The following is a 26,537-nucleotide window of genomic DNA, read 5'->3' as shown; positions in this document are numbered from 1 at the left end:
ATCAGAATAAGGAAACGATGTGATAAAAGTTTTGATCATCGACGACTCTGCGTTAATTCGTCAGGTGCTGACTGAGTTGATCAATCGCGCACCGGATCTGACGGTGGTCGGTGCGGTTGGCGATGCTTATGCCGCCCGTGATTTTATCCGCCGGTCACCGCCGGATGTGCTGACGCTTGATATCGAAATGCCGCGCATGGATGGCCTGACGTTCCTGCAAAAACTGATGAAAGGCCATCCGATGCCAGTGGTCATGGTGTCGACACTGACCGAAAGTGGCGCCGAGGCTACCTTGCAGGCGCTGGACCTGGGTGCGGTGGATTATATCGCCAAACCCAAGCTCGATGTGCGTCGGGAGCTGGTCGACTATGAGACGACTATTCACGAAAAACTGCGCGCCGCTGCCGCCGTTAAGCAGTTTCGCGCGACGCAACAAAGGGTCACGCAACCGATCCAGGCGCTTGGCATCAGTACCGAACATATTCTGGCGATTGGCGCCTCAACCGGTGGCACCGAGGCGATTAAATCGGTATTGAGTGCTCTGCCGGCGGATTCCCCTGGCATGGTCATTACCCAGCATATGCCGCCGGGTTTCACCCGCACCTTCGCGGCGCGGCTGGATCGCAACAGTGCTTTGCAGGTGCGTGAAGCCCAGGGGCATGAACGCATTTTGCCGGGCCAGGCCTTTATCGCGCCGGGCAACCGGCATTTGGCGGTGGTGCGTTCCGGTTCGGATTACCAGACTCGATTGGTCGATTCAGAATTGGTGCAGGGCCATCGCCCTTCGGTGGATGTGTTGTTCAACTCAGTAGCAGATGCCTGCGGCGCCAATGCGGTGGGCGTGATTTTAACGGGCATGGGTAAAGATGGTGCGGCGGGCATGCTGTCCATGTATCAGGCGGGTTGCTATACGCTGGCTCAGGATGAAGCCAGCAGTGTGGTTTATGGCATGCCCAAGGTAGCGCTGGAGGCCGGCGGAGTGACCGAAGTGCAGTCGCTCGATGATATTCCCGAGCGACTCATCAAGCACTGGAGAAAAGTCGGCGCTGGTCATCGTATCTAATCGTTGATCGGCAGCAAGCCAAGCAAGCCCAGTTTGCGTTGATAGTCGTCACCGTCGGTACGTCCTTTTACCTGGTCGACGGCGACGGTCATCAGAATTAATTCGTGTCGGTTCAGGTCCGTCGGTAATTCATGCGCGGCGCTGATGCGTTCGCGCAATTCCTGCGGCAGTTTCCACAGTTGTTGCAGCGCTTTCAGATAGTCTCCGCTCAACTTTTCCAGCAGTGTTTCGATTTCGGCGTTGTCGATTTTGCCGCCCTTATCAAGATAACTTTGCATCAGTTGCAGCAGTGCCAGCTCACCCAGTGGATAGAGCAAGCCAGCGGTATAGCTTTGGCTGACGTTGGCCTTGAGTTGCTTGGCTAAAGTGGCCGCCGCGGCCGCAATTTTTTCGCCATCCTGGCACAGCAGGATGGCCTGTTGTGCCAGCGCCGGATGCGACAGTTGATCGCGCTGGTTCAGCGTTAATGCCAGTGCCTGTTGCATCGCCATGGTGACGCCAATGCTGTTGATGGCGTCGAGTAAGTTATCGACGTTTTTGCCATAGCGGTTGACCATGCCGCTGTTGGCGATATAAATCAGCCGGGCAGTAATCGCCGGGTTGGTGCGCCACAGTTTGGTCAGGTCTTTGCCGCTGGGCGGTTCTTTGGCGCTGAGTTGGTTGACGATGTCGCGGATGCCTCCGAGCGTCGGTGGCGGTGTCAGCCGGCTTTTTATATCGCCTAGCCAAACGTCCAAAGCTGGCAGTTGTTTGGCTGTTGTCGGGGCTTCATCCGGTTTGGTCGCCGCCAGGTAGGTTTTCAGTCGGTCGCCGAGTCGGACCGGGTCGAAGGGTTTGATGATAAATTCGGTGACGCCGTTTTTCCGGCTGCTGACCACGGTTTCACGATCGCCGCGGCCGGTGATCATCAAGATCGGCGTATCGGTGTCGGTTTCGCGGATGTATTTGACCAGCTCGATGCCAGGGTTGCTGCTATCGGCCAGTGACCAGTCACACAACACCAGTTGCGGTCGGTGTTGTTGCCACAGCGCGCGGCCTTGGTGGGTGGTGTCGGCTTCCAATACTTCGACATCATCGCTCAGGCTATAGAGCACCGTCTTGATGAGTTCTCGGATGACGACTTCATCTTCGAGTATCAGAACCTGCATTTGGGTCTCCGGCCAAAAAAACGTCTGTTCTGATACGACAGCTTAGTCAAAAGCGGCAGATTTGCTTGCTGGCGGAGTGATCATCGGATGCAACATAAAGACAGCGGGCACCGGGCGGTACCCGCGATAGAGATGAGCTTAGTTAGCGGCCATTAAGGCTTCGATTTCGTCCGCGTCTTTGGGGACGTCAGCGCTGAGAATCTCGCAGCCGGTGCGGGTAACCACGACATCGTCTTCGATGCGAATGCCGATACCGCGCCACTTTTTATCAACGTCGGTATTGTGCGGCGAAATGTACAGGCCCGGTTCGATGGTCAACACCATGCCCGGTTCCAGTACGCGCCATTCGCCGCCGACTTTGTAATCGCCGACATCGTGCACATCCATGCCCAGCCAGTGTCCGGTTTTGTGCATGTAGAAGGGTTTGATGGCGTTGTGTTCAATCAGCGTATCGACGTCGCCTTCGAGCAGACCCAGTTCCACCAGACCTTCGGTCAGTATGCGCACGGTGGTGTTGTGCGGCTCAATCCAGGTGGCGCCGGGTTTGACGGCCTCGATAGAAGCCAATTGGGCGCGCAACACCAGATCGTAGAGCGTGCGTTGCTCTGCGCTGAAGCGACCGTTGGCGGGGAAGGTCCGGGTGATGTCGGAGGCGTAATACTCCAGTTCGCCGCCGGCATCGATCAACACCAGGTCGCCGTCTTTGATGGTTGCTGAGTTTTCGATGTAGTGCAGCACGCAGGCGTGATCGCCCGCGCCGACAATGGCCGGATAGGCTGGCCAGGGACTGCCGCCGCGCATGCATTCGTGTTCGATTTCCGCCTGCAGCTGGTATTCCATCACGCCCGGCTGGCAGGCTTGCATGGCGCGTTTGTGCGCTTTGGCACTGAGCTGGGCGGCTTCGCGCATGATGGCGATTTCCTGCTCGGATTTGACCAGGCGCTGGTCGTGCAGCAGGTGAGCGATGTCGGAAAAATCGTCCGGCGGCTGAGCACCCAGACGCACCCGGGCGCGAATCTGGTTCACCCAGGCCATCAGCTGATGATCGAAGCCGGCATCGACGCCCATGTGCGAATAGACGCGGGTGCGGCCTTCCATCAGGCCCGGCAGGATGTCGTCGATGTCATCGATGGGAAAGGCGTCGTCGGCATCGTAATCGGCGACGGCGCCTTCCGGACCGGCGCGATAGCCGTCCCAGATTTCCCGCTCCGGGTCTTTATCGCGCACAAATAAGATGTATTGCGCGGCTTCGCGGCCAGGCACGAGCACGGCCACGGCGTCCGGTTCGGCAAAGCCGGTCAGGTACATAAAGTCGCTGTTCTGGCGAAACGGATGATGCACGTCGTTGTTGCGAATGGTTTCGCTGGCGCCAGGAATGATGGCGATGCTGCCCGGTGCCAGTTGCTCCATAAGCTGTTGGCGACGCTCGGCGAATTCGGTTCGGCTGATGCTTGTCATTAAGGTGTCTCCAGAGCCGCTCAATGTACCGTCGGTTCGGATTTGCCATCCGCCGCCGGCCGGTTGTATTCGAGAAACAGATTGAGCACGCCCATCCGCACGTGCTCGCTGATGGCGGTGAAATCTTCTTCCGCCTGGGCGTCACCGTCCTGATCGGTTTCGACCTGAGCGATGGCCGAAAGGTCTTCGAGGATCTCTTCGATTTCAGTCGGCATTTTTTTATCTTCAGCGACCACGCCGACGGTGCCAAAGGCGCCGAGAAAAGAACCGCACCAGTCGCTCAACGCTTCCAGTCGATCGCTCAGCGGGCTGTCATCGGCTGGCAGCAACGGCCGAAAACTCATGTTGCTGTCTTCCAGGGCATTGAGGGTGGTGCTGTAGAGTGCCTTGAGAATGGCCTGGTGATCGGTGGTGAGAGTTTCACTGGGGCCGATCATATCGCTCGCCCAGCTGACCCAGTCGGCGCTCTCCATACGGTGGCCGGCGGCGAAGACGCCGGTCAGCGAGGCGTGCAGCGTGGTCGGGCTTTGGCCGGAGCCGAGCAGTTGAAAAAATTTGGCCAGATCCTGGTGGCGCATCTGGGGGACATCTTTGTTCGATTCGGACATGCATTCTCCGCGGGCGTCTTTTGCGACTCCCTAGGTGGGGTTTGATCGGCAAAATGCTACCATTGTTGGCACTGTGACCGCAGTCGTTGACCGCTCTTTGAGCCAGTCTATATAGTTCGGCGGTCTTCCAACCCTTTCTTCGCAGGCCCGCGGTGTTATGTCCGAACCCACTCTGAAGCAGCTTGAGTATAAGGTTGAAACGCTGATCGAGCTGTATCAGCAATTAGAACAGGAAAATCGTCTGCTCAAAGCCGAACGTGCCGCCTGGCAGGGTGAGCGCGCTAAGCTGGTGAAGCAGAATGAACTGGCTCGCGATCGCGTCGAGGCGATGATCGAACGGCTGAAGACGATGGAGCAATCTGGATGAGCCAACCCAATACCCTGACCGTCACCATCTTAGAGCGCGAATACCGCGTCGCCTGCCCCCAAGGTCAGGAAGCCAAGCTGGAGCAGGCTGCTGCGTCGCTGGATCGGAAAATGAAAGAAATTCGCACCACCGGCAAGGTGTTTGGCATCGAACGCATTGCGGTGATGGCAGCTTTGAACCTGACCCGCGAATTGCTCGATCGTGAACCGGGCGATAATCGTGAAGAACAAATCATTACCGAAAAATTGGTGCGTCGCCTGGATGAAGTGCTGCCAGCCCAGGCGCAGTCGATGTCACTGGATCTGGACGGTGACGACGACGCCTGAAGGCGCGAGTAAAGTCGCTATACAGCTGTCGAAAAGCGCGCTGTCAAGACTGTCATTACCGGGATTTTCATTATAATTGGTGTTGTCCCTGGGCTATGCGCCAGTCGTGCACAGTCCTCGAGCCGATACTTTGAATACAGGTGTTCCTGAGTTTTCGATGTGAGCATGTCCGCTTGTCGGAAAGCCTAATTCGATACGTGGAACGCCGCCTTGGACTTCACGGTTCAAGGTCTCCCACGGCAGCGGTAGTCTGGGGCATTTCCTTCCTTTTTTGTTTGTTGGGGCTGAGTCGGGGGCTCAATGACATCCGCCACCGCGCAACTCAAACAACAATTGCGTCGCCAATTACGTGCCCGCAGGCGCGCACTCTCTTCCTATCAACAACGGCTTGCCGCCGAGCGCCTAACCCGCCAACTGGTGCGTCTGCCCGGTTACAGTCGAGTACGGTCGGTAGCGCTTTATTGGGCGACCGACGGCGAAATTGATCTGCATGCTTTGATGCGCCGCCTGCAGCGTGATGGCAAGAAGGTTTATCTGCCGGTGTTGCAGCCGCGCAAGATCGCGCTGTGGTTTCGTCCCTGGCGGACGAACAGTGCCATGCTCGCCAATCGATTTGGCATTCCCGAACCAACCTCCGGCCGGCGTCAACCGCCCTGGGCGTTGGATTGGGTGTTGTTACCGCTGGTGGGGTTCGATGCTGAAGGTGGGCGTCTGGGTATGGGCGGTGGTTTTTATGACCGCACCTTTGCGGCACGTGCGCGCTGGCCGCGGCAGCCGCGTTTGATCGGTGTGGCACATCAGTGCCAGCAGGTCGACCGCATACCGCTGGAGAGTTGGGATATTCCACTGGCCGCTGTGGTGACTGATCAACAGGTGTTGAATCACAATCGTTGAATCAGCAACCGTGTCGGCTGTGATCCATCCCTGGATCCTGGGTTACCAGTTCGTCTGAATCCTGAATGTCAGTAGGATGTGTTGCTGTTGACCATGACACCCGAAGCCTTGGCGTTATAGCCGGACTTGCGCGCATCATCATCGCCTTGACTGAGGCTGGACAGCGTCACACCCAGGCCGAGCATAAAGGCCAGAGCAATCAGAATATCGGGCTTTTTACGTTTCATAAGCGTACTTCCCTGCCGGAATTTTGGCGTTTGCACAATTCCCGGATCACTGTTGAGTTGAAAAGCCATATAATTGACGTTAAATGCTGCTAAATGCAGATATTTTCACGCCGGTCGACCAATTTGGCACAGAACGTCGAAAAAGCAAATACAAAAATGAAACCACGGCACAGAGGAGAATCAAATGGCGAACTGGTTGGCAAAAACCGAACCGGATGAGTTTTCACTGGATGATCTGGCCGCTTGCGGTGACGCCGGCGAACCCTGGAATGGCATTCGCAACTATCAGGCGCGCAATCACCTGCGTGCCATGGTGCCGGGCGACCGGGTGCTGATCTATCATTCGGCCTGCGCGGAACCGGCGGTCGTCGGTGAAGCCGAGGTGATCAGTGAGCCCTACCCGGACCCGGATGCGCTGAACCCTGAATCGCCTTATTTCGATCCTAAAAGCAGCGCCGATAACCCACGCTGGACGGTGGTCAAGCTGGCCTTCCGCAAGCGCTGGCCCCAGCCGGTGCCGCTAAAGCAGATCAAACAGACGCCGGAATTGGCGGAGATGGCGTTGTTGCGTCAGTCGCGTTTATCGGTGAGCCCGGTCAGCGATGAGCAGTGGACGGTGTTGGCGCGATTGTCGGCTCAATAGTCGGCTCAGCTGTCGGTTCAGTAACCCAGGCGATAAACCAGCCAGCCCAGGTACTCGTGCAGTGCCAGATTGCTGTTGTTCAGGGCCGATGCATTGGGCACCCAGGCGAGAATGGCGGATTCGCTGGTGTTCAAGGGCGCGGTTGGCGCGGCGATGACCTCCAGGCCGGCGTTTTCGAACGCCATCACGGCTCTGGGCATATGAAAGGCTTCGGTAATCAACAGCACGCGCTGGACACCGGCGCGGTTAAGCAGGTTGGCCGAAAATTGCGCGTTTTCCTCGGTGTTGCGGCTGCGACCTTCCAGCCATCGCACCGGCACGCGAAATTGCGTCACCAATTCCGCCGCCATGATTTCCGCCAGCGTCAGGTTGCTTTGCGTCAGCACACGACCGCCGGAGACCAGCAGTGGCAGCCCGGTCTGACGTTGCGCAAAGGCAGCATAACGTAGCCGCAGCAAGGTATGTTCACTGGCGCTGGGGCGACCAAATTCGGTGCCCGTCGGGTCGAGCCCGGCGGAAATTACCACGATTGCCTGAGCCTCGCTCGCTGCCAGTTCGGTCGGCGTCAGCCTTGGATACTGCTGTTCCAGGCCAGCGACCAAGCATTCGCTGATGCGCGGTGTTGCCAATAACCACAGACTGAGAGCCGAAACAATTGCCAGGGCGCGCGCCAGCCGGGGCAGACGGCGCCACAGCAAAGCCGCCAACAACAGGCCGAGCAATTGGGCCAGTGGCGGCAAGACTAAAAACTTCAGCAGATAACGCAGCGTCATTCGATGGCAACCTGAAATAAGGCTGATTCATCGGTGCTGGCGCTGAAACGCAGATGACGTTGGATCAGTGCCGGTTGTTCATCGTCGCGGTGACTGACGAATAGCAAGGTCGTCGGACCCGCATCGAGAATACGCTCCACCGCAGCCAGCACGCGAAAGCGGTTGACGTCATCAAGGCCTTGAGTCGGCTCGTCCAGAATCAACAGCGGCGGTTGTTTGATCAGCGCCCGGGCGATCAACACCAGCCGTTGTTCGCCGGTCGATAAGCGCTTAAAGGCTTCGCCGGCTTTGTCGGCAAGGCCGAGTAAGCCGAGCCACTGGCGCGCCAATTGGGCTTCGTGCGCGCCGGTATCCTGATAGACACCAATCGAATCGGTTAAACCTGAAACAACGGCGGTGAGCGCATTGCCGGCGACGCGATAATCGCGATGCAGATGGCCCGACACCAGGCCCAAATGCTTCTTGATATCCCAGATGCTTTCGCCCCGGCCGCGCCGGTAACCAAAGACGGTGAGGTCGTTGGCGTAGCACTGCGGGTGATCGCCGCTGATCAGGTTGAGCAGCGTTGATTTACCGCAACCATTGGGGCCGTGAATCTGCGTATGTTCGCCCGGCCGCAGTTGCCAGTTCAGGCCTTCGAACTGCACGCCAGTGCTGTATTCGACGCGGCCGTTATGCAGTTCCACCAGCGGCTTGTCGACCGGCCAGTCAGGGAGCTGGAATTCGGATTGGCGCTCGGGCAACTCGATGGCTTGGCGTGTGGACAGATCCAGCGCAGCCGTCCAGTCCGGATGATTGAGCACCGTCTGCGCCTCGCCCTGTAACACCAGTCGGCCGCGATCGAGCAATGCCAGATGGCTCGCCCAGGGCGGTACATCCTGACGCTGGCCGATCAACATCATCAGCCATTGACCGTTCGCGGCGAGATCGCCCAGCACGGCAATCAAATCGAGCCGCGCCTGACGGTCCAATCCTTCAAAAGGCTCGTCGAGCAGCAGCAGATCGGGCGCGTCGAGCACCGCCCGCGCCAGCATGACTTTGCGGCCTTCGCCGCTGCTGAGCAGTCGATAACCGCGTTCGAGCAAGGGCGTGAGTGTCAGCAAATGAACCAGGCGCTCGTGTTCATCGCTCCACGGGCGGATTTCTTCGAGTAATTCGCGCACCGAGGTACCCGGATCGAGATGGTCGCTAAAGTCGGTTTCGTCGCGGTACAGCTCGCGCTCGTACAGCGCCTGCTGGCTTTCCAGCGATAGCCAGTGCACCTGAGCGGGTCGGTCGTGCAACGCTCCTTTGGCGATGGGCAGCTCGTGGCACAGCAAGCGCGCCAGCGCGCTTTTACCGCTGCCGTTTCCGCCAAGAATCACCCAGCTTTGTGGCGGCACCAGCTGCCACTGATCCAGATACAGACTCGGGCCGTGACGCGGGTGAACTTCCAACTGCTCAAACTGCATGGCGTTACCTGATAACTCGACAATAGGATGCAACGCACGTTAAGCGCGCCGCGACAACGGATCAACGGCGGTTTTGCCAAGAAGGCGTTGCGCTTAACGCCGCCGAACCATCACGCTGGCGCGGTAACGTTGCTGGCCATAGCGGGTCAGCGCATTCAGTTCGTCCAGCCGTACCGGCATAAAGAGGTTATCCAGATCACGGCGGTCGTACTCTTCGTCGGTATCCGGGTCGTTCAGGTAAGCGTGATCGTCATCCATACTGACCAGCCAGACCCAATGCGGCGCCTTGTTGCGGTTCAGTCGCCAGGTGCTGATGAGAACCAGCAGCGCCCAGCCGTCATCAAGCAGGCGGCGAATGTCTGGCAGTGTGAGTTGTTTCACCGCCAGCTCCACCTGCAGTTGCGCGCAATCGTGGAGAAACGACTCGTGCACCAGCGTCATCAGGTCGCGTTTGTGAGCCGAGCGAACCGACGACAGAAACGGCACGTCCAGATGACTGGCCCAGACCGCCACGTCAAAACCACGCCGGGCCGCAGCGGCGGCCAAGCCAAAAGGCGAGGTGCCGCCCAGGCCGGTGGTCATATAAACGGTGGTGGCTTCGCGCCACAGCTGGATTTCTTCGTCGCGATTCAGCGGTCGTTGTTTGTCCTGATGATGCAGCGCCATCATCAACGCCGCTGGACCGCAGGTGAAGGGCGTTGTCTGGCTGAAAAACGGCAGGTTTTCCGGTTGCGGATGCGCCGGATGCAGGCGTTTTTCCAGGCACAGCGCATCGCCGCCGTCTTCGTAATAGCCGGCGCGCTTGCCGATAATTTTGTAGCCCTGGCTCTGGTACAGATGAATGGCGGCGGCGTTGTCGGTGCGTACTTCCAGCCGGATAAAGCGTCGCTCCGCCGTTTCGGCCGCCTGTTCCAGTTGCGTCATCAATTGCCGACCCAAACCCTGCCCTTGGGCGCGTGGCGAAACCGCCAGCGAATAGAGCCGCGCCAGGCTGGTGCCTTTGTGACACAGCAGCAAACCATAACCGAGGATTTCGCCGTCTTGCTCGGCCAGACGGAAGATCGGGGAGTTGCGTTTCAAAAAGCGACGCATGGACCTTGGGCTGATGCGATCGCTGTCGAAGCAGTCGCGTTCCAGCTGGATCAGGGCGTCCAGATCGGCCGCAGTGGCTGGCCTGAATTGCATGGCAGATTCTCAATCGGGTAAGGGTGAAAAATGGCGCTGGGGATCAGACGGTGACCGCAGAAAATTCACCCTGGCAGAACATTGTATTTTGCACCAAAGTGATAACACTATAGTCGCCCGTTTCGGGTCTCACACAAAGGATTTTTCGCGTGACGCGACTGAGCATCATCGTCGACCAGACAATTGACTGGAAAGCCTACCATCCCACCGAAGACCTGCGTTCTGCTCAGGCTTATCTGGATGGCGCCGACCTGGAACCGCAGCGGGTAATTAATCTGTGCCGGTCCTACAAGTACATGAGCCGCGGTTACTATGTCTCGCTGTTGGCGGAAGCGCGCGGCCACAAAGTCATTCCCTCGGTAAAGGCGCTGACCGACCTGTCGCAACCGGCCATTTACGGGGTGTTCGATCAGTCGATTAATAAGGCGCTGGACAAGGTCGCCGACACCGCCAGCAAACTCAGCTGGCGCATCTACTTTGGCGAAACTCAGCAGAGCGATCTTGCCGATGTATCGCGACAGTTGTTCGAGCGTTTTTCAGTGCCCATTCTGGAAGTGCGGTTCCATAAGAAGACCGATTGGCAATTGGCATCGGTGCGCGCCGTCGGTCTGAATAAACTGGGCGAAGACGAAGAAGTTTTTTTTGCTGAGAGTCTGGAACGCTTTTCCAAAAAAATCTGGCGCGCGCCTCGCGCCAAACGCAACTATCGTTACGATCTGGCCATCCTGGTCAACAAAGACGAAGCCTTACCGCCAAGTGATAAGGCGGCGCTGCGCAAGTTTGAGCGCGCGGCCAAACGTCAGGGTCTGGATGTCGATTTTATTCAGCCCAGCGACTATTTCCGTCTGGCCGAATACGACGCTTTGTTTATTCGCGAAACCACCAACGTCAACCATCACACCTATCGATTTTCGCGCAAGGCGGCGTACGAAGGCATGGTGGTGATGGACGATCCGGATTCGATACTGCGTTGCACCAATAAAATCTATTTATCGGATTTGATTCACAACCGTCGGTTGCCGGCACCGGCCAGCCGTGCCATCAGTCAGATAAACACGACGGTGCTGGGTGAACTGGAAGCGGATCTCGGTTATCCGATGGTGTTGAAGATTCCCGACGGAGCCTTCTCACGCGGCGTGATCAAGGTGAACGACGCCGATGGCTTAAAGCAAACCGCGGCAGATTTGTTGTCGCAAAGCGCCATCATCCTGGCTCAGGCTTATGTGCCGACCGATTACGATTGGCGCATCGGCGTGCTCGGTGGTCGCGCCATTTATGCCTGTCGTTATTTTATGGCCAAAGGGCATTGGCAGATTTATAACCACGCGGCCAAACCCAGCCAGCAAAGCGGTGGTTTTGAAACCGTGCCCACGCACGAAGCACCGCGCGCGGTGATTAAAGCGGCGCTCGATGTCGCCAGCGCTTTTGGTGACGGTTTGTACGGCGTGGATTTAAAACAAAAAGGCGATGACGTTTATATCATCGAAGTGAACGACAATCCTTCCATCGACAGTGGTGTGGAAGATGCCTGGGCCGGTGATGGTCTGTACGACGCCATCATGGAGACGTTTCGTCAACGGCTTGATCGGCGTTGATCGGGCGACCACTTAAGTAAGGCGACACCACCGTTTCCAGATTGCGCAGCCGGTAAGGTTTGGACAGAAAATCGACCATGCCAGCGCGCATACACTCCTGGCGCGAATCCAGAGTGGCGTTGGCGGTGAGCGCAATAATGGGAATCTCAAGGCCGTCGTGCTGTAACTGTCGCGCCACTTCCAGACCATCCATTTCCGGCATTTGCACGTCCATTAAGATCAGGTCGTAATGCTGCTGTTGCGCCATCTCAAGGGCCTGACGACCGTTGTGGGCGATGTCCGCTTCGGCGCCGAGTTTTTCCAGCATGCGCTGCGCGATCAGCTGATTAATGGCGTTGTCTTCGGCAATCAGCACACGACCGCTCAACGGCTGGTTGGTTGGCTCAACGGCTTTTGCTGGCGCCACGGCTTTGACCGTTGCCGGTGCACGCTGCAAAGGCAGGCTCAGCGTGAATTCACTGCCTCGGCCCAGTTGGCTTTCCAGCGTCATAGAGCCGCCCATCAATTCCGCCAGTTGCCGGCTGATGGCCAGACCCAGGCCGGTGCCGCCTGCATGGCGCTGTTCCGGTCCGTTGGCCTGATTGAATGGCTGGAACAGGCGCTCGCGTTGATCCGCAGCGATTCCGATGCCGCTGTCGCGTACCGACAGTCTGACCCAGAGTTGATCGTCACCCTTATCTTCAACGGTGAGGCTTACCTGGATGCGACCGCTGTCGGTAAACTTGATGGCGTTGCCGATCAGATTGAGCAGAATCTGGCGGATTTTGGCGTCATCACCGCGCACCCAAAGGCTGTCTGGCTGAGCATGTTGAAAACTCAACGCCAGATTTCGAGTTTGTGCCTGAGCCATAAAGACGGCGATCGAATGCGTCACCAGTTCGATTAAATCGAAGCGTGCGATATCGACCTGATGCTGACCCGACTCCAGTCGGCTGTAATCCAGAACGTCATTAATCTGTGCCAGCAAGGCATCCGATGATTGGTGCAAGGTATCGATCAGGTTGTCGTATTCGGCCTGGTTCTGCGCCTGTTCCATTAACTGGATGGTGCCGATGATGCCGTTTAACGGGGTGCGGATTTCATGGCTCATCCGGGCCAGAAAATTCGCCTGGGCCTGGCGTGAACGCTCGGCGGTAAGGCGCAACCGACGCGTACGCAGTAAGGCAATTAACATGGCGAGCATGGCCAGAGTGCCGAGCGTGCCAAGCAGAATCAGCACATCGCGGATGCGATAGTAAGTGGCCTGCACCAACTCACTGCGCTGCACCGCCTGAATATAACCATTTTCGTAAAGGCGGAAGAAACTGAACTGAAAGGCTTCGCCCCAAGGCGTTAATTCATCGGCCAGCATCTGAGCGTCGGCCGATGACATCCGATAGACCTCCGTCTGATGCGCTTCGAGGAAAGCAATAATATTCGATACTTTTTGGTAGAGCTCGGGGTCAACGCTGTGGGTGTAGTCGCCGGTGGAGCCTTCGGTCAGCAAAGCGGCGCGGCTCCAGAAAATTTCCGTATGCAATAAAGCGCGTTGACGATGTGCTTCGGTTGGTACGGCCCGATACAGATCGAGTGAGCCGCTCATGCGTTCCATTTCCACTTGCAGGCGGGAAATATGCCAGGGTCTTTCATCGCGCAGTTGCTCATCAAAACGGTCGATCTCGTTAGAGATCTTCACCACCAGAGCGCACAGCCAGACCAGCAAGACCAGAAAGGCCAGCGCCCAGAGCACGACAAATCCGTAGCGTTTCATCATGCGGACTACTCCACCGGTTCCAGACGTTGCAACTGCCAGATGGACCAGGAACGCACTTCACGATTGAGCAGTTCCGGTCGCTCGGCCCAGGGAAACACCAGCCAGAACGGACCCTTATCGCGCACGCGCATCGGTTCGCCATCGACCTGAACGGCGATATAAGCGCCTTCTTTGATGGCCGTAGCAACGGAAATGACGACGGAGTAACCGTTCAGTGCGCTGGCCAGCAATTGTTCGGCGTCGACATCGGCGTTTTCGAGCACGGTTTCCAGGCGGGCACCTTCGAACCGCTGTATGCCGTCGGTCCAGGGCGTCGTGGTTTCGAGTGTCGAGGTTTCGAGCGCCAGCAGCTCAGCCTGGGTGTAGCGCACACTCCGGGTGTGACTGCTGACCACCAGATCGTAGGCAGAAGCCTGGCCGGCGAAGAGAAAAGCACCTATTCCCAGGTGAAGCAGGGGTCGAAAAATCCTTTCCAAGCGCATATCCGTGGGCCCGGGGTCTGAAACAAACGCTTACAATAAAGGAATGCGTCGCCAGGGCCAATTAGCCGAACAAATAATTATTTACTACCGACCAGTCCACAAATTTCTTATCCAGTGTCAGGCTGGCATGAGCCGGACTGGTCGACGCTAGCCGGATCAGCGGCAAGGCCGCGTAATCCGTGGGCAATGTCGGAATAACGTACTTGCGATAGCTGTCGAACGCCTTGGCACCGTTGCAGAAAACGGCCCGGGTTTGCGGCTGGCGTTCGAACCAGCGGGCGAAATCGTTGGGCACAATGGACGATTCGACTATGTCTGAATCCAGGCTGGAGGTGCGGGTACAGGCCGCCAGGACATCCCAGACACCCACACCACCGGCCTTTAACTGGGCGACTTTCTGCTGGTACGGCAAATCAGCATCGAAACCCAACAGCCGCGCCCATATCGGCCAAAACGCATTGCGCGGATGGGCGTAATACTGTTGCGCCCGCAGCGAGGCCTTACCGGGCATGGAGCCGAGGACGAGAATTTTGGCCTGGTTCGGCTCGATGGGGGCGAAGCTTTGGATGGTGGACATGGTGTTCCGGGAGACGCTGGACGGAAGACGCAGGTTAGCGGAACCAAGGCGCGATTGGCAGTCAATGGGTTTAGCGTCTCCCGTCTCTCGCTCAGCGTCTCCCTCTCACCACCACCTCTTGTTAGACTTAACCACCACACCGCAACCGGTCCTAATCCATGTCCTACACCACCCTCGCAAAAACCTTCCATCGTCTCGCTCAACTGGAGCACGCCCAGGCCATGCTGGGTTGGGATCAGGCGGTGATGATGCCGCCCGGAGGAAACTCGGCACGTGGCAAAGCCATGGCCGAATTAAGCGTGATGAGTGCGGAAATCCTCCAGGACCCGAGCCTCACCGATGCCTTTAACGCGGCCGAAAATGAAGCGGATTTAAGCGAATGGCAACGCGCTAACCTGCGCGAAATGACGGTGCAGTGGAAGCAGGCGCTGGCGATACCGAAAGAACTGGTCGAAGCTCAGGCCCTGGCCAGCAATGAATGCGAACACGCCTGGCGCACCCTGCGTCCGGAAAATAACTGGGCCGACTTCGAACCCATGCTGCAAAAGGTCTTCGACCTGGCTAAAGAATCGGCTCAGGCATTACACACCGCTCTGGCCGATGAGCGCGGTTATGCCAACCACTACGACGCCCTGATCGACCTGTACGACCCGGGCACCCGCATGGCACGCATCGACCCGGTGTTCGATGAACTGAAAGCGACGCTGCCGGGCCTGCTGCAAGATATTCTCGATCGCCAAAACAGTCGGCCGGCCCCGGTGCTACCGCAAGGTCCCTTTGCCATCGACAAACAAGACGCCCTGGCGCGCGACTTAATGGGCAAACTCGGCTTCAATTTTAACGCCGGCCGCCTCGACCAGACCGCCCATCCGTTCAGCGGTGGCGTGCCGGAAGATGCGCGCATCACCACCCGTTACGACGAAAATAATGTCATTGAAGGCCTGATGGGCGTGATCCATGAAACCGGTCACGCCCGCTATGAAATGGGACGGCCCAAAGACTGGCTCAGCCAACCCGTTGGCCAGGCGATGGGCATGGGCGTGCACGAAAGCCAGAGTCTGTTTTTTGAAATGCAGCTCGGTCGATCGCGGCCCTTTATCGAAGCCCTGGCGCCCTTATTGAGCAAACACCTCGGCCAGGATCCGGCGTTCGAAGCTAATAATCTGCGCGCGCTCTACACCCAGGTAAAACCAGGCCTGATTCGAGTTAACGCCGACGAAGTGACCTACCCGTTGCATGTCATCCTGCGTTACGAACTGGAACGCGACATCATCCTCGGCCGCGCTGACGTAAGCGATATTCCCGAACGCTGGAACATCGCCATGGAGAAATACCTGGGCCTGGATACGCGCGGTAATTATAAAGACGGCCCGATGCAGGACATTCACTGGACCATGGGCGCGGTTGGTTATTTCCCGTCTTACACCCTCGGCGCCATGAACGCCGCCCAGTTGCATCAGGCGATGATCAAAGAAGTTTCCGGTGCGACCGATGGCATTGGCGACTGGGAATTGCAGCCGATTTTTAATTGGTTGAGCGAAAACGTTTGGTCACAGGGTCGCTTTTTTAATTACGACGACCTGCTGAAAAATGCCAGTGGTGAAACCTTGAACCCAACTTATTTTCTGGATCACCTGAAAACGAGGTATCTGGCTTGAATAAGATAGCCGGACATGCCAGCGAAAGGACAGTCAGCTTGCGCGAAGCGCAGCCGACCGATAAAACCGCCCTGCTTCAGTTGGAGCAGGCGTTGATAACGGCAGAGCGTCCTTTTAATGCGTCGTTAAAAGCCAATGGCGCTTATTATTACGACCTCGATTATCTGATCGACGATGCAGACACTTATCTGCTGGTGGGTGAAGTGTCGGACGAAATCATTGCGTCCGGCTATGTGCAAATCAGACATTCGAAAGCGGCGCTCAATCATAACCGTCATGGTTATCTGGGTTTTATGTTTGTCGCCGAGACCTATCGCGGCCAGGGTTTGAATCAATTGATCATGCAGCGGCTGATCGACTGGGGAAAATCTCAGAGCGTCAGTAATTTTTACCTGGACGTTTATTCGCACAATGCGTCGGCCATTCGGGCATATAAAAAGCTGGGCTTTAGCCCGACTTTGATGGAAATGCAGTTGCGTCTGGAAGACTGAGGTAAGTGGCTAAAGGAGGTCGCATTAATGTCAGTGGTGATTCGTGAAGCCAGGCTTGCCGATGCCGAGCGACTCGCTGAGTTAATGCCACAACTGGGTTATGTCATAGCGCCAGCTAGGTTAGCCGATAAAATTGCTGACTTTTCGAAAAGTCAGAGTGATGCCGTCTTTGTTGCCGAACTCGATGGCAACCTGGTCGGCTTTATTTCCTGCCATCTAACGCCACTGTTTCATCAAGCTGGTAACAGCGGTCGCATTACCAGCTTACTGGTTGAACAGAGCGTCAGAAACAAAGGCATTGGGCGGTTACTGGTTACTGAGGCTGAAGCTTTTTTCATTAGCCAGAAGTGTGTGAAATTCGAAGTGACCAGTGGCTTGCAGCGTTCTGAGACTCACCGCTTTTATCAAACTCTGGGCTACCAGGCGGATAATTTTCGTTTTGCTAAATTTTATCGAGATTAAATCAGTTTTGATCCGGCACGAAGACTAGAGCGCGATTGCCATGGCAGAACCCATTGATGCTTTACCTCTTGTACGAGTACCCGCTGATCTTGTCGCCGCGCAAGACAGTTGGCCGACGGTTTTGTTGCAGCCTTACCAGATGCATGAAAGCCGTCAGAAGAATGTGATCCACCTCGATTATGTGCTGATCAATTTCCTGATCGAAGGCCATAAAACCGTGCTGCAACCGCATACTCAGTTCGAGGTGGCCGCCAATCAGCTGGTCATGCTAAGCCCGGGTGCCATGCTGACGTCCGAGCTCGTTGCCGAAGCCGGACGTTTCCAGTCTTTGTTGTTGTATGTCGATCCCAAACTGATTGCCGAAGTTCAAACCCAGACTGTCAGTGCCGATGTTCAGTGTCATCATGCGCTGTTTGAAGTTGACGATTATTTAATGAACTTTCGTCAGTCTTTGCAGTTGTTGTGTCATAAGGCCGATACGCCAGACAACAACTTGCTTGAGATCAAGGTCCGGGAGCTGTTGCTCTATTTAACAACCAAGCATGAGCAGACGATCAATCGTCTGGGTCTGGCCGGCGGCAAGGCTTCGATTTATCACCTGACACGGGTGGTTAATCAATACGCTTTGCAGCCAGTGAGCATCGAAGAGCTGGCCTTTTTGTGCCATATGAGTTTGTCAGGGTTTAAGCGTGCGTTTCAGGCACACTTCGGATTAAGCCCAGGCAAATGGTTGCTCGAACGCAGACTGCAGCAGGCGCAGCTATTATTGAAATCCGGCACGCCGCCGTCGCAGGTGTTCCATCGTGTCGGCTACCAGGACCACTCCAGCTTCAGCCTGGCATTTCGTAAATACTACGGTTACCCACCCAGTCACCTTGGCTGAATGGCCACAGTTTTTGAACCAATTTACTAAGTCGACTGTTCAAACCTGAACGCATACTGGCCGCTCTTAACAACGAGGGCCAGACCATGTCACAGCAAGCAAAACAAGCCGTTATTCGTTTCAACCGCGAGGTGATTGAGCGCGGTAACAACGATAGCGACGCCTTTTTCGATCCTGACTTTATCAATCATTCCGCGCCACCCGAGTCGGACAATGGCGCTGCCGGAGTCTTGTTCGTTTTCAACGAATTGCTGCGTCCGGCCATACCGGATTTAAGGGTGGACATCGTGCATCAGACCGCCGAAAACGATCTGGTATCGACCTTTAAGCGTTTTGTAGGCACGCACCAAGGCGAGTTGTTTGGTGTTCAACCCAGCCATGGCGTTATTGAGATTGAAGTCATGGATGTGGTGCGCATCCGCGACGGTCGTTATCTGGAGCACTGGGGGCTGACCAACCTGCCCGATGTCTTGCGGTCGTTAACGGCAAAAGGCGACAGCAACCATGATTAATCACCTCACTGTCGGTGCGCTGGATGTTGCTGCATCAAAAGATTTTTACGATGCGACGCTGGCAGCGCTGGGTTACCAAAGTGCCAAGATGGACGACCATGGTCGCTGCTTTTATCGTAGCGATAGCGCTTCCTTAATAGTGGCGGAGCCGATCAATGGCGAGCCTGCCAGTCAGGGTAATGGCATCACCATCGCCTTTAAAGCGCCCAATGCGGAAGCCGTGGACGCATGGCATCGGCTGGGTTTACAGCACGGAGGGGCGCACTGTGAAGATCCGCCGGGCATTCGCGAGAGGTCCGGCTTGAGAGTTTACGCCGCCTATTTACGCGACCCGGCCGGAAACAAAGTCTGTGCGACCTATCGTCTAAGCAACAGCTGATACTGGCGGGGCCACTCAAGGGAAATAACCGATGCTCATACAATATCGAGAAACTCAGAGTACCGATGTGGACCCGCTCTTTATCGTTCGTACTCAGACCGGCGATAATCCTATGTCCACCGAGCGCTTGGCGCAGTTGGGCATTACCCCGGCATCGATACGTCAGGGCTTTGATGATGGATATTTGTGCGGTTGGGTCGCTATGGTCGATGAAACCATCGTTGGGTTCTGCAACGGTGAGCTGAATACCGGAGAAGTTCTGGTACTGGCGTTGCTACCCGACTTCGAAGGCCAGGGAATTGGCCGACAGTTGTTGGGGCTGGTTGTTGAAGCGCTTAGGCGGCAGGGTCACAAAGCAATCTGGTTGGCCGCAGACAGCAACCCCAGTGTTCGCGCCCATGGCTTTTATCGTAAGTTGGGCTGGGTGCCCAGCGGAGAGCGTTTGGAGAATGGTGATGAGGTGCTGGTGCTGCAACCATCGCCTGGCTCGGCTGTTCTATGATTCACTGAAAGTGATACTATAGTGTCACTAAGTAGCCGCTCGGTAGGAAGCCATGAAAGTCGAACTGGTCACCAATCTCAAGCGCCAGGCCACCAAGATACTGGCGGATCTTCATGCCTCGAAAGAGCCGGTGTTGATTACCGAACACGGCCAGCCGTCGGCCTATCTGGTTGACGTTCAGGATTACGAAATGATGCAGCGTCGTCTGACGCTTCTGGATGGGTTGTCCCGTGGTGAACGTGCGCTTATGGAAGGCCGCACGCTGAGTCATACTGAAGCCAGGGAGAAAATGGCGAAATGGTTGAAATAGTCTGGACGGAACCAGCGCTGCAACAACTGGATGACATCGCCGAGTACATTGCTTTGGATAAACCCCAGGCGGCCAATCAATTGGTTGCGCAGGTTTTTCAGGAAGTGGAACGCCTGGCTCGGTTTCCTGATTCCGGCCGAATGCCACCGGAATTGCCCGCTTCAGTCTATCGGGAAGTTGTGGTGCCGCCTTGTCGGGTTTTCTACCGCTATGAAGCTGCCGAAGTTGTTATTCTACTGGTGATGAGAGAAGAACAATTACTGCGTCGTTTTATGCTCGAAGAATAACGGCGTGCAATATTATTGGTCGGCTAACACCATCGTCTTAATCTTTACTGCTTTCTCAAAATGATCCAGTTGGTGCGTTTTAATCCACCAGGTGGCCGCTTCCATCAGTAAGTCGGGGTCGTCATTTTTATTAGCGAAAAATGCATAAAACGACAGGCCGACGTTATCGCCTTTGGTGGCGATTTTCTGGTCACAAACCTGGATGATTCTTTCGCGAAGGGAAGCGCGCATTCAGTTTCTTTTAACCGTTAAAAACGTCATCAAATCACTTCCAACTTCGCATACTGCATCATCAACCAACGCTCACTGCCGTCATCGAATGCGACTTGCACGCGCGCTTGTGCACCACCGCCTTCGGCATTGATCAAGGTGCCTTCACCAAACATCGGATGCAGTACGCGCTGGCCTAAACTGAAGCCACCGGCTTCCATCGCCATATCTTCCTGCAAGCCGAAACTGACCGGGCGCGACACCGACGAGCGCAGCCGCACTTCGTTCATCAGTTCGGCGGGAATTTCTTTGATAAAACGCGACACCGAATTGAATTGTTCGGAGCCGTATAAACGTCGGCTTTCGGCGTAGGTCAGCGTCAGGTTTTTGCGTGCGCGGGTGATGCCGACATAAGCCAGACGGCGTTCTTCCTGCAAGCCGCTGGCGTCGTCCATCGACATCTTGTGCGGGAACAAACCTTCTTCCATACCGACCAGAAAGACCTGCTCGAATTCCAGGCCTTTGGCCGAGTGCAGCGTCATTAAGTTTACGCTGTCTTCAAATTCGTCGGCCTGGCGGTCGCCGGCATCGAGGGAGGCTTCGCCGAGGAATTGCGCCAGTAACTGTATCGGCGTTTCGGCCTCGTCGTCGCCGGCAAAACTCTGGGCGGCTGTGACCAGTTCCTGGAGGTTTTCGATGCGGGCGCGGGCTTTTTCGCCTTTCTCTTTTTGTTCGTAGTGTTCGATCAATCCGGAGGCGTCGTTGATTTTTTCGACCATCTTGCCCAGTTCTTCCTGCTCGCTGACCAGGGCTTCGAGGTCGGCGATCAACAGCATGAAGTCGGCCAGGGCATTGGCGGCACGCGCAGGAATGGCTTTATTTTCGACGGCGTTGGCGCTGGCTTCCCACAGCGAGCAGCCCTGATCGCGGGCGATGGTGCGAATGGCTTCCACCGTTTTGCCGCCAATGCCGCGCGTCGGTACGTTGTTGACGCGTTCGAAGGCAGCGTCGTCCTGACGATTCAACACCAGTCGCAGGTAGGCCACGCTGTTGCGAATTTCCTGGCGTTCGTAGAAACGCTGGCCGCCGTAAATGCGGTAGGGAATCTGGCTATGGATCAGCGCTTCTTCCAGCACCCGGCTCTGGGCGTTGGAGCGATACAGCATGGCGATGTCATTGGCGTTGGTGCCGCCGTCGATCAGCCGGCTGATTTCATCGGCCACATAGCGCGCTTCATCCTGTTCGTTGAAGGCGGCGTAGAGACGAATCGGGTCGCCCTTGTCGCCTTCGGTCCAGAGGTTTTTGCCCAGTCGCGCCGGGTTGCGGGCAATGACCGCGTTGGCAGCGTCGAGGATGGTTGAGGTGGAGCGGTAGTTTTGTTCCAGACGCACGATGTGGGTGCCGGGGAAGTCGTGTTCGAAGGTCTGGATGGTTTCGACCTTGGCGCCACGCCAGCCGTAAATGGATTGGTCGTCGTCGCCGACGATGGTCAGGCTCAGGCGGTCGCCGGCAAGCACGCGCAGCCAGGCATATTGAATGGTGTTGATGTCCTGAAATTCGTCCACCAGCAGGTGGGTGAAGCGTTGCTGGTAGTGCGCCAGGATGTGCGGTTGGTTCAGCCACAACTCGTGGGCGCGCAGCAACAGTTCACCGAAATCGACCAGGCCGGAGCGTTCGCACACATCTTCGTAGGCGCGGTAGATTTCCACCAGGGCTTCACCAAACCAGTCGCCATTGCTGAAGGAAGCCGCCGCACGAATACCTTCATCTTTCTGACGGTTGATATAACCCTGAGCCTGTTTGGGCGGCACCCGGTCGTCGGGAATGCCGCGCTCAGTCATCACCCGCTTGACCAGCCGCAGTTGGTCGTCGCTGTCCATGACCTGGAAGTTTTCCGGCAGGCCGGCATCGACGGTGTGAGCTTTGAGCAGCCGATGCGCCAGGCCATGGAAAGTGCCCAGCCACAAGCCGGTACTGGGTGATTCGAGCAGTTCCTCCACCCGGCCGCGCATCTCGCGTGCCGCCTTGTTGGTGAAGGTGACCGAGAGTACCGAATAGGGCGAAGCGAGCCCGGCGGCAATCAGCCAGGCGATGCGATGCGTCAGCACTCGGGTTTTGCCACTGCCGGCGCCAGCGAGCACCAATAAATGCTGGGCGTCGCTTTCCACGGCCTGGCGTTGTTCGGGGTTCAGTTGGTCGAGCAGGGCGTTGAGGTCCATCGGCATCAATAGCTGTACAAAAAAACAGGGAATGGAGTGTACCAGAAGGAAGGCCGGGCTGGGGATGGCAGATTGACGACTGCCGGGTCGCCGTTATTCCTTGGCGTCTTGGCTGCCTTCGGGGTCGCCGTTGGTCAGCAGGGCGACCTGGATAATGGGCAGCAGGTCGGCTTCGTCGAGGTTGTCGATATTGATCGAGCCGGCCATCTTCAGCACGCCCAGCAAGCGCAGCGTTGCCGTTAAAATGGCCTGGCGTTCGTCGGGGGTTTTGCCCAGATCGTGCAGCGGGGTCACCATCTTGGCGTAAATCTCAACGGGCAGATGATCGATGGTGTCAGCGACGCTGAGTGTATAGGCACTCGCTGTCTCGGCGACTGTCGACCAGCCAGCCGGGCTGTCCATCCGCCCTTCTCCGGCGGCCAGCCAACCGACTGACAGCTGAGCCGCTTTGGCCAGTTGGCACAGATGTCGGAGCGTTGGCTCGGACTGACCAGAGCGCCACTTGCGTAATACCGAGGTCGAGACGCCCGCCTGCTTCGCCATGGAAGTGGCGCCGCCGGCACGTTGTATCGCCACATTCAGACGCTGCATAAAGTCATCTGAGCTTCGATCAGTTGCCCTGTCAGCTTGATCTTGTGCCATTGAATGTGCCATTTTTTAGTGTAATCCATTGATTTAATTGAATTTTTAACAGATCGTCATATTTATGGCGCTTATATGCGGAAAAACGCCATAAAAGTTGAATGTCGACCCAAACGTGTGCACTATGCGGTTATATCGCAACAAACATGGCGCACTGCTTTTGTTTTATGACTACACAAAATGACGCTAAAAAAACCAGCCCTGAAGACTGGCATCGTGCCGACATCGTAGCCGCGGTGCGCAAGGCCGGTTGGAGCCTGCGTCGGTTGGCAGTGCACCATGGTTATGCTTCGCCCAGTACACTGACCAATGCCCTGGCCAGGCCCTGGCCCAAGGGGGAACGCATCATCGCTGACGCCATAGGTGTGGCGCCGCAGGTGATCTGGCCCAGCCGCTATGCCGACAAGAATACCACTGGCAACGCCAAGCGCCGAGACCAGGTCGCATAATGTGAGCCTGATGGCGTCTGTTTGTCAGCCTCACTGATCTTGCCAGGCGATTAATCGGCTCATAGCAGTACCGGCATTGAGCAGCAACAAGCCTTCGCCCAAACAGCAGGCTCTGGAGTAATGATGCGCTGGTTCCCGCCTGTCCCAAGCCGACGACCGTTATCGGTATTGGCCGGTAAAGCGCCAAAATTGAACTATACTGATGCAAGTTACTCTCATCTCGGTGCTACGCCGAGCCATGGCGATCTGCTGATGCATCAACCTCAGGACACCCTGCGTTTTCTACGCCATTCGCTGATGCTGCGTTATAGCTCGCTGCTGTGGATCAGTTCGTGGCTGTTGGCCAGCGTCTGCACTGCCATGCGTGAGGCACCCTTTGCCGGTTATGAGTTGGCTCTGATGGCCTTGCTGACGCTGGTGGGTATCGCGTTTGCGCGTTGGGGCGGGCAGCATCTGAAGCTGCGGCCAGGCTGGCGGCCGGATATCTGGATCAGCGCCCTGGCACTGGTGCACGGCATTTACTGGGGCGTTCAGGCGAGCGCTGGCGGGCTCTGTCTGACCCTGGGGATTGCCTATGCGGTGCTGTCCTGCATCGCGCTGATTCCACAGTGGCGCAGCCAGGTGATGGCTTGTCTGCCGGTGTTGCTGATTCCCGTCTTTGCTGAGCCAGGGTTACCGAACCAGACCTTGATCGAACTGCATTTGCCACTGATGCTGCTGATTCTGCTGGCTTCCTGGCAGGCCAGCAATATGGCGAAACGCAATCTGGAAAGTCTGATTGACCGGCGCCGTCTGGCGACTCAGTTGTCGCGCCACAGTGATGAGTTGGAAAGTATTGTCAGCCGTCGAACGGCCGAGCTGGAGGCGATTAACCAACGCCTGAACGACGAGGTGGGTCTGCGTCAGCAGGTCAACCAGACGCTGCTTAAAAGCGAAGAACAGATGAACATGGCGATGGCCGCCAGTGGCATCGGTTTCTGGGATTGGGACATCACCGGCCGACGCGTCTATCACTCCGATCAGCAGCGGTTTTTCGGCCAGGTGACCGATGCCGTTGATTACATCGATCTCGAAGCCTGGGTCGACGTGGCCGATCGCGCTCTGGTGCGGCGGGCGTTGCGCGCCCATCTGAAAGGTCGTACCCGTTTTTACCACGCCCGTTACCGCCTGCACCGCCCCGATGCCGACCGCCCGATCTGGCTGGAAGACAGCGGCCGGGTGATTTCTCGTGACGATCAGGGCCGGCCCCAACGCATGGTCGGTACGCGCCGTGACATTTCCAAAGACATGCGTTTGCAGGAAGAATTACGGCTGTCGTCATCGCTGTTCAATAACAGCCCCGATGGCGTCTTTGTGCTCGACAGCGACCAGCGTCTGCGCACTTGCAACCGGGTGTTCAGTCAGATAATCGGGCGGCAGAAAAGCCAGCTGGTCGGCCAGGGTTTGTTCGATGTGATTCGCACCGAACAGCGCAATCGCATCGCTCAGGGCATGACCAACAACGGTCGCTGGCAGGGCGAGATCGTAGCGCTGCGCGATGGTCATCATCGGTTTCCGATGCGGCTGACGCTGAGTGCCATTCGCAGCACCGATGGTCGTACCAGTCATTATTTAGGCATCGCCCGCGATCTGACCGAGCAGCAAAACAAGGCGCTGGAACTCGATTATCTGAACAATTACGACAAGCTGACTGGCCTGTTCAATCGGGCTTATTTCCATCAATTGCTCAAGCAGTTCGAAAGCCATGAACCTTTGATGTCGAACCAGTACGCGGTGGCGGTGATGAACCTCGATCGCTTCAAGGCGATCAACGAAAGCCTGGGCCAGGATGTCGGTGATCAGTTGCTGCGCGATGTTTCCGCCCGACTCAATAATCTGCAGGATCCGGTGCGTTCGGTCGCCCGCCTCGGCGGCGATGAATTTGCGTTGCTGCTCGATTACGGCGGCGATCGTCAGGCGCTCGATACCGCCTTGTTGATGGCGCTCGAAGAAGTCAGCCGGCCCAGCCTGATTGGCGAACACGAACTGATCATCACCGCCAGCATGGGCGTCTGTCTGGTGCATCGCGATAATCTGCACCAGCTGTTGAACCAGGCCATCACCGCCATGGGTCAGGCACGACAGCGCGGTGGCAATACGCTGCTGTTCTATCGCCAGGCGTTGAGCGACCGTCCGGCCGAACGCCGCAAGCTGGTGGAGGAACTCAGCCAGGCGGCGACCACCGATCAGTTGAGTGTCGATTACCAGCCCAAGCTGAATCTGAAAACCGGCATGATCGATTCGGTCGAAGCGCTGGTGCGCTGGCAACATCCGCAGCGCGGCCCGATCGATCCGGAAGACTTTATTCCGCTGGCCATCGATGCCGGTCTGATTGGCCGCATCAGCGATGCCGTGCTGCAACGCGCCTGTGTTGATGCCGCACGCTGGCAGCGTCAGGGGTTGGGTGACATCGCCGTATCGGTCAATCTCTCGGCCAGTCAGGTCTACCGCGACGACCTTTATGATCGCGTCGCCAACGCTCTCAAACAAAGTGGTCTGGAAGCGCGTTACCTGGAACTGGAAGTGACCGAAGCCATGCTGATGGAAGACGCCAATCACGCTCAGGATTTTCTCAATCAGCTGCGCACCCTGGGTGTCGGCCTGACGCTGGATGACTTCGGCACCGGCTACACCTCGCTCAACTACCTCAAGCGTTTCCCGATTCAGACGCTGAAAATTGACCGCTCCTTTCTGCAGGAATGGCGTCAGGGTGAAAGCAGCCCAGTGATCGAAGCCATCATGGCCATGGCTGACAGTCTTAAGATGGGCGTGGTCGCCGAGGGTGTGGAAAGTCGTGAGCAACTGAATTATCTGAAACGACTCGGCTGTGGTCATGCCCAGGGTTATTTGATCAGCCGGCCACTGCCGGCGGATGAGATGTTCACCCTGATCCGTCACACCAACCTGCCACAGGTATTCGACAGCACCGATCGCGTGCATTGAC

At 56.8% G+C, this 26,537-nt stretch carries 30 protein-coding genes and 1 other RNA gene; 18 read left to right on the top strand and 13 right to left on the bottom strand.

The genetic code is table 11. From position 1 onward, the window contains the following. The first annotated feature begins 19 nt into the window (after positions 1–19). Entirely contained in the window at positions 20–1,063 is a 1,044-nt protein-coding gene (locus tag ABMA60_RS00760; protein ID WP_392797414.1) for a chemotaxis response regulator protein-glutamate methylesterase, read from the top strand. On the opposite strand, the gene ABMA60_RS00755 is transcribed toward ABMA60_RS00760, so the two are convergent. The 3 genes from ABMA60_RS00755 to ABMA60_RS00745 form a co-directional block, all read right to left on the bottom strand. After that, a complete protein-coding gene (locus ABMA60_RS00755; RefSeq protein ID WP_392797413.1) occupies positions 1,060–2,211 on the bottom strand; it encodes a response regulator in 1,152 nt (383 codons plus the stop codon). The genes ABMA60_RS00760 and ABMA60_RS00755 overlap by 4 nt on opposite strands. A 138-nt stretch (positions 2,212–2,349) precedes the next feature. Beyond that, positions 2,350–3,669 (bottom strand): Xaa-Pro aminopeptidase, encoded by a 1,320-nt coding sequence (pepP, locus tag ABMA60_RS00750; protein ID WP_392797412.1) that lies wholly within the window; start codon positions 3,667–3,669, stop codon positions 2,350–2,352. A gap of 20 nt (positions 3,670–3,689) precedes the next feature. Further along, positions 3,690–4,277, bottom strand: a complete 588-nt coding sequence (locus ABMA60_RS00745; protein ID WP_392797410.1) for a UPF0149 family protein — start codon at positions 4,275–4,277, stop codon at positions 3,690–3,692. A gap of 157 nt (positions 4,278–4,434) precedes the next feature. Here ABMA60_RS00745 and ABMA60_RS00740 point away from each other — a divergent pair, with 157 nt between their 5' ends. From ABMA60_RS00740 to ABMA60_RS00725, 4 genes are all read left to right on the top strand, one after another. After that, entirely contained in the window at positions 4,435–4,644 is a 210-nt protein-coding gene (locus tag ABMA60_RS00740) for a TIGR02449 family protein (protein WP_392797408.1), read from the top strand. After that, complete coding sequence (locus ABMA60_RS00735) at positions 4,641–4,970, top strand: cell division protein ZapA (RefSeq protein ID WP_392797406.1); 330 nt, start codon at positions 4,641–4,643, stop codon at positions 4,968–4,970. Before ABMA60_RS00740 ends, ABMA60_RS00735 begins: the two co-directional genes overlap by 4 nt. Before the next feature lie 82 nt (positions 4,971–5,052). Next, a non-coding RNA gene (gene ssrS, locus ABMA60_RS00730) (6S RNA) lies at positions 5,053–5,231 on the top strand. 39 nt (positions 5,232–5,270) lie between these two features. Beyond that, positions 5,271–5,864 carry a 5-formyltetrahydrofolate cyclo-ligase gene (locus ABMA60_RS00725; protein WP_392797405.1) on the top strand — a complete coding sequence of 198 codons (594 nt, stop codon included), beginning with the start codon at positions 5,271–5,273 and terminating at the stop codon, positions 5,862–5,864. Positions 5,865–5,932: 68 nt separating this feature from the next. Here the strand turns inward: ABMA60_RS00725 and ABMA60_RS00720 are convergent, their stop codons facing one another. Then, positions 5,933–6,091: a hypothetical protein gene (locus tag ABMA60_RS00720; RefSeq protein WP_392797403.1), complete on the bottom strand. Its 159-nt coding sequence runs from the start codon at positions 6,089–6,091 to the stop codon at positions 5,933–5,935. Positions 6,092–6,275: 184 nt separating this feature from the next. Between ABMA60_RS00720 and ABMA60_RS00715 the strand changes: the two genes are divergently transcribed. Then, a complete protein-coding gene (locus ABMA60_RS00715; RefSeq protein ID WP_392797402.1) occupies positions 6,276–6,734 on the top strand; it encodes an EVE domain-containing protein in 459 nt (152 codons plus the stop codon). Positions 6,735–6,751: 17 nt separating this feature from the next. Here ABMA60_RS00715 and ABMA60_RS00710 read toward each other — a convergent pair whose 3' ends face one another. The 3 genes from ABMA60_RS00710 to rimI all read right to left on the bottom strand — a co-directional run bounded on the left by ABMA60_RS00710 (position 6,752) and on the right by rimI (position 10,143). Next, entirely contained in the window at positions 6,752–7,507 is a 756-nt protein-coding gene (locus ABMA60_RS00710) for a YdcF family protein (protein ID WP_392797401.1), read from the bottom strand. Beyond that, complete coding sequence (locus ABMA60_RS00705) at positions 7,504–8,958, bottom strand: ATP-binding cassette domain-containing protein (RefSeq protein WP_392797399.1); 1,455 nt, start codon at positions 8,956–8,958, stop codon at positions 7,504–7,506. The genes ABMA60_RS00710 and ABMA60_RS00705 overlap by 4 nt, the downstream gene beginning before the upstream one ends. 93 nt (positions 8,959–9,051) lie before the next feature. Next, a complete protein-coding gene (rimI, locus tag ABMA60_RS00700; protein ID WP_392797397.1) occupies positions 9,052–10,143 on the bottom strand; it encodes a ribosomal protein S18-alanine N-acetyltransferase in 1,092 nt (363 codons plus the stop codon). A gap of 149 nt (positions 10,144–10,292) precedes the next feature. Between rimI and ABMA60_RS00695 the strand changes: the two genes are divergently transcribed. Then, entirely contained in the window at positions 10,293–11,738 is a 1,446-nt protein-coding gene (locus ABMA60_RS00695) for a RimK family protein (protein ID WP_392797395.1), read from the top strand. Here the strand turns inward: ABMA60_RS00695 and ABMA60_RS00690 are convergent. From ABMA60_RS00690 to ABMA60_RS00680, 3 genes are all read right to left on the bottom strand, one after another. After that, positions 11,701–13,491, bottom strand: coding sequence for an ATP-binding protein (locus tag ABMA60_RS00690; protein WP_392797393.1), 1,791 nt, complete (start codon positions 13,489–13,491; stop codon positions 11,701–11,703). The two genes, ABMA60_RS00695 and ABMA60_RS00690, sit on opposite strands and share 38 nt — an antisense overlap. Before the next feature lie 5 nt (positions 13,492–13,496). Then, entirely contained in the window at positions 13,497–13,967 is a 471-nt protein-coding gene (locus tag ABMA60_RS00685; protein ID WP_392797391.1) for a molybdopterin-dependent oxidoreductase, read from the bottom strand. A gap of 67 nt (positions 13,968–14,034) precedes the next feature. Next, positions 14,035–14,550, bottom strand: coding sequence for a DNA-deoxyinosine glycosylase (locus ABMA60_RS00680; RefSeq protein WP_392797389.1), 516 nt, complete (start codon positions 14,548–14,550; stop codon positions 14,035–14,037). A gap of 158 nt (positions 14,551–14,708) precedes the next feature. On the opposite strand from ABMA60_RS00680, the gene ABMA60_RS00675 reads away from it, so the two are divergent. From ABMA60_RS00675 to ABMA60_RS00635, 9 genes are all read left to right on the top strand, one after another. Continuing rightward, positions 14,709–16,208, top strand: a complete 1,500-nt coding sequence (locus ABMA60_RS00675) for a carboxypeptidase M32 (RefSeq protein ID WP_392797387.1) — start codon at positions 14,709–14,711, stop codon at positions 16,206–16,208. Next, a complete protein-coding gene (locus ABMA60_RS00670; RefSeq protein WP_392797385.1) occupies positions 16,205–16,699 on the top strand; it encodes a GNAT family N-acetyltransferase in 495 nt (164 codons plus the stop codon). The genes ABMA60_RS00675 and ABMA60_RS00670 overlap by 4 nt, the downstream gene beginning before the upstream one ends. Positions 16,700–16,726: 27 nt before the next feature. Beyond that, entirely contained in the window at positions 16,727–17,161 is a 435-nt protein-coding gene (locus ABMA60_RS00665) for a GNAT family N-acetyltransferase (RefSeq protein WP_392797383.1), read from the top strand. Positions 17,162–17,201: 40 nt separating this feature from the next. Beyond that, positions 17,202–18,044, top strand: coding sequence for a helix-turn-helix transcriptional regulator (locus ABMA60_RS00660; protein WP_392797381.1), 843 nt, complete (start codon positions 17,202–17,204; stop codon positions 18,042–18,044). A gap of 86 nt (positions 18,045–18,130) precedes the next feature. Further along, a complete protein-coding gene (locus tag ABMA60_RS00655; protein WP_392797379.1) occupies positions 18,131–18,556 on the top strand; it encodes an ester cyclase in 426 nt (141 codons plus the stop codon). After that, complete coding sequence (locus ABMA60_RS00650) at positions 18,549–18,935, top strand: VOC family protein (protein ID WP_392797377.1); 387 nt, start codon at positions 18,549–18,551, stop codon at positions 18,933–18,935. Before ABMA60_RS00655 ends, ABMA60_RS00650 begins: the two co-directional genes overlap by 8 nt. A 31-nt stretch (positions 18,936–18,966) precedes the next feature. Then, a complete protein-coding gene (locus ABMA60_RS00645) occupies positions 18,967–19,437 on the top strand; it encodes a GNAT family N-acetyltransferase (protein WP_392797375.1) in 471 nt (156 codons plus the stop codon). Positions 19,438–19,489: 52 nt separating this feature from the next. Next, on the top strand, positions 19,490–19,747 hold the full coding sequence (locus tag ABMA60_RS00640; protein ID WP_392797373.1) for a type II toxin-antitoxin system Phd/YefM family antitoxin: 258 nt from the start codon (positions 19,490–19,492) through the stop codon (positions 19,745–19,747). Continuing rightward, on the top strand, positions 19,735–20,034 hold the full coding sequence (locus ABMA60_RS00635) for a type II toxin-antitoxin system RelE/ParE family toxin (RefSeq protein WP_392797371.1): 300 nt from the start codon (positions 19,735–19,737) through the stop codon (positions 20,032–20,034). The genes ABMA60_RS00640 and ABMA60_RS00635 overlap by 13 nt, the downstream gene beginning before the upstream one ends. Positions 20,035–20,046: 12 nt before the next feature. Here the strand turns inward: ABMA60_RS00635 and ABMA60_RS00630 are convergent, their stop codons facing one another. The 3 genes from ABMA60_RS00630 to ABMA60_RS00620 form a co-directional block, all read right to left on the bottom strand. Then, entirely contained in the window at positions 20,047–20,265 is a 219-nt protein-coding gene (locus ABMA60_RS00630) for a DUF6500 family protein (protein ID WP_392797369.1), read from the bottom strand. A 29-nt stretch (positions 20,266–20,294) separates the two neighbouring features. Continuing rightward, a complete protein-coding gene (gene uvrD / locus ABMA60_RS00625; protein ID WP_392797368.1) occupies positions 20,295–22,469 on the bottom strand; it encodes a DNA helicase II in 2,175 nt (724 codons plus the stop codon). Positions 22,470–22,556: 87 nt separating this feature from the next. Continuing rightward, the gene (locus tag ABMA60_RS00620; RefSeq protein ID WP_392797367.1) at positions 22,557–23,054 is read right to left on the bottom strand and encodes a helix-turn-helix domain-containing protein; all 498 of its coding nucleotides are present in this window, start codon (positions 23,052–23,054) and stop codon (positions 22,557–22,559) included. Positions 23,055–23,272: 218 nt separating this feature from the next. Between ABMA60_RS00620 and ABMA60_RS00615 the strand changes: the two genes are divergently transcribed. Both ABMA60_RS00615 and ABMA60_RS00610 read left to right on the top strand, forming a co-directional pair. Next, on the top strand, positions 23,273–23,554 hold the full coding sequence (locus tag ABMA60_RS00615) for a transcriptional regulator (RefSeq protein WP_392797366.1): 282 nt from the start codon (positions 23,273–23,275) through the stop codon (positions 23,552–23,554). A 189-nt stretch (positions 23,555–23,743) separates the two neighbouring features. After that, complete coding sequence (locus tag ABMA60_RS00610; protein WP_392797364.1) at positions 23,744–26,536, top strand: putative bifunctional diguanylate cyclase/phosphodiesterase; 2,793 nt, start codon at positions 23,744–23,746, stop codon at positions 26,534–26,536. Position 26,537 lies beyond the last annotated feature (1 nt).

This window comes from Saccharospirillum sp. HFRX-2 (assembly GCF_043196805.1).
Lineage (GTDB): Bacteria > Pseudomonadota > Gammaproteobacteria > Pseudomonadales > Natronospirillaceae > Saccharospirillum.
The sequence above is the reverse complement of the archived record's forward strand: the minus strand, read 5'-3'. Positions and strand labels throughout refer to the sequence as shown.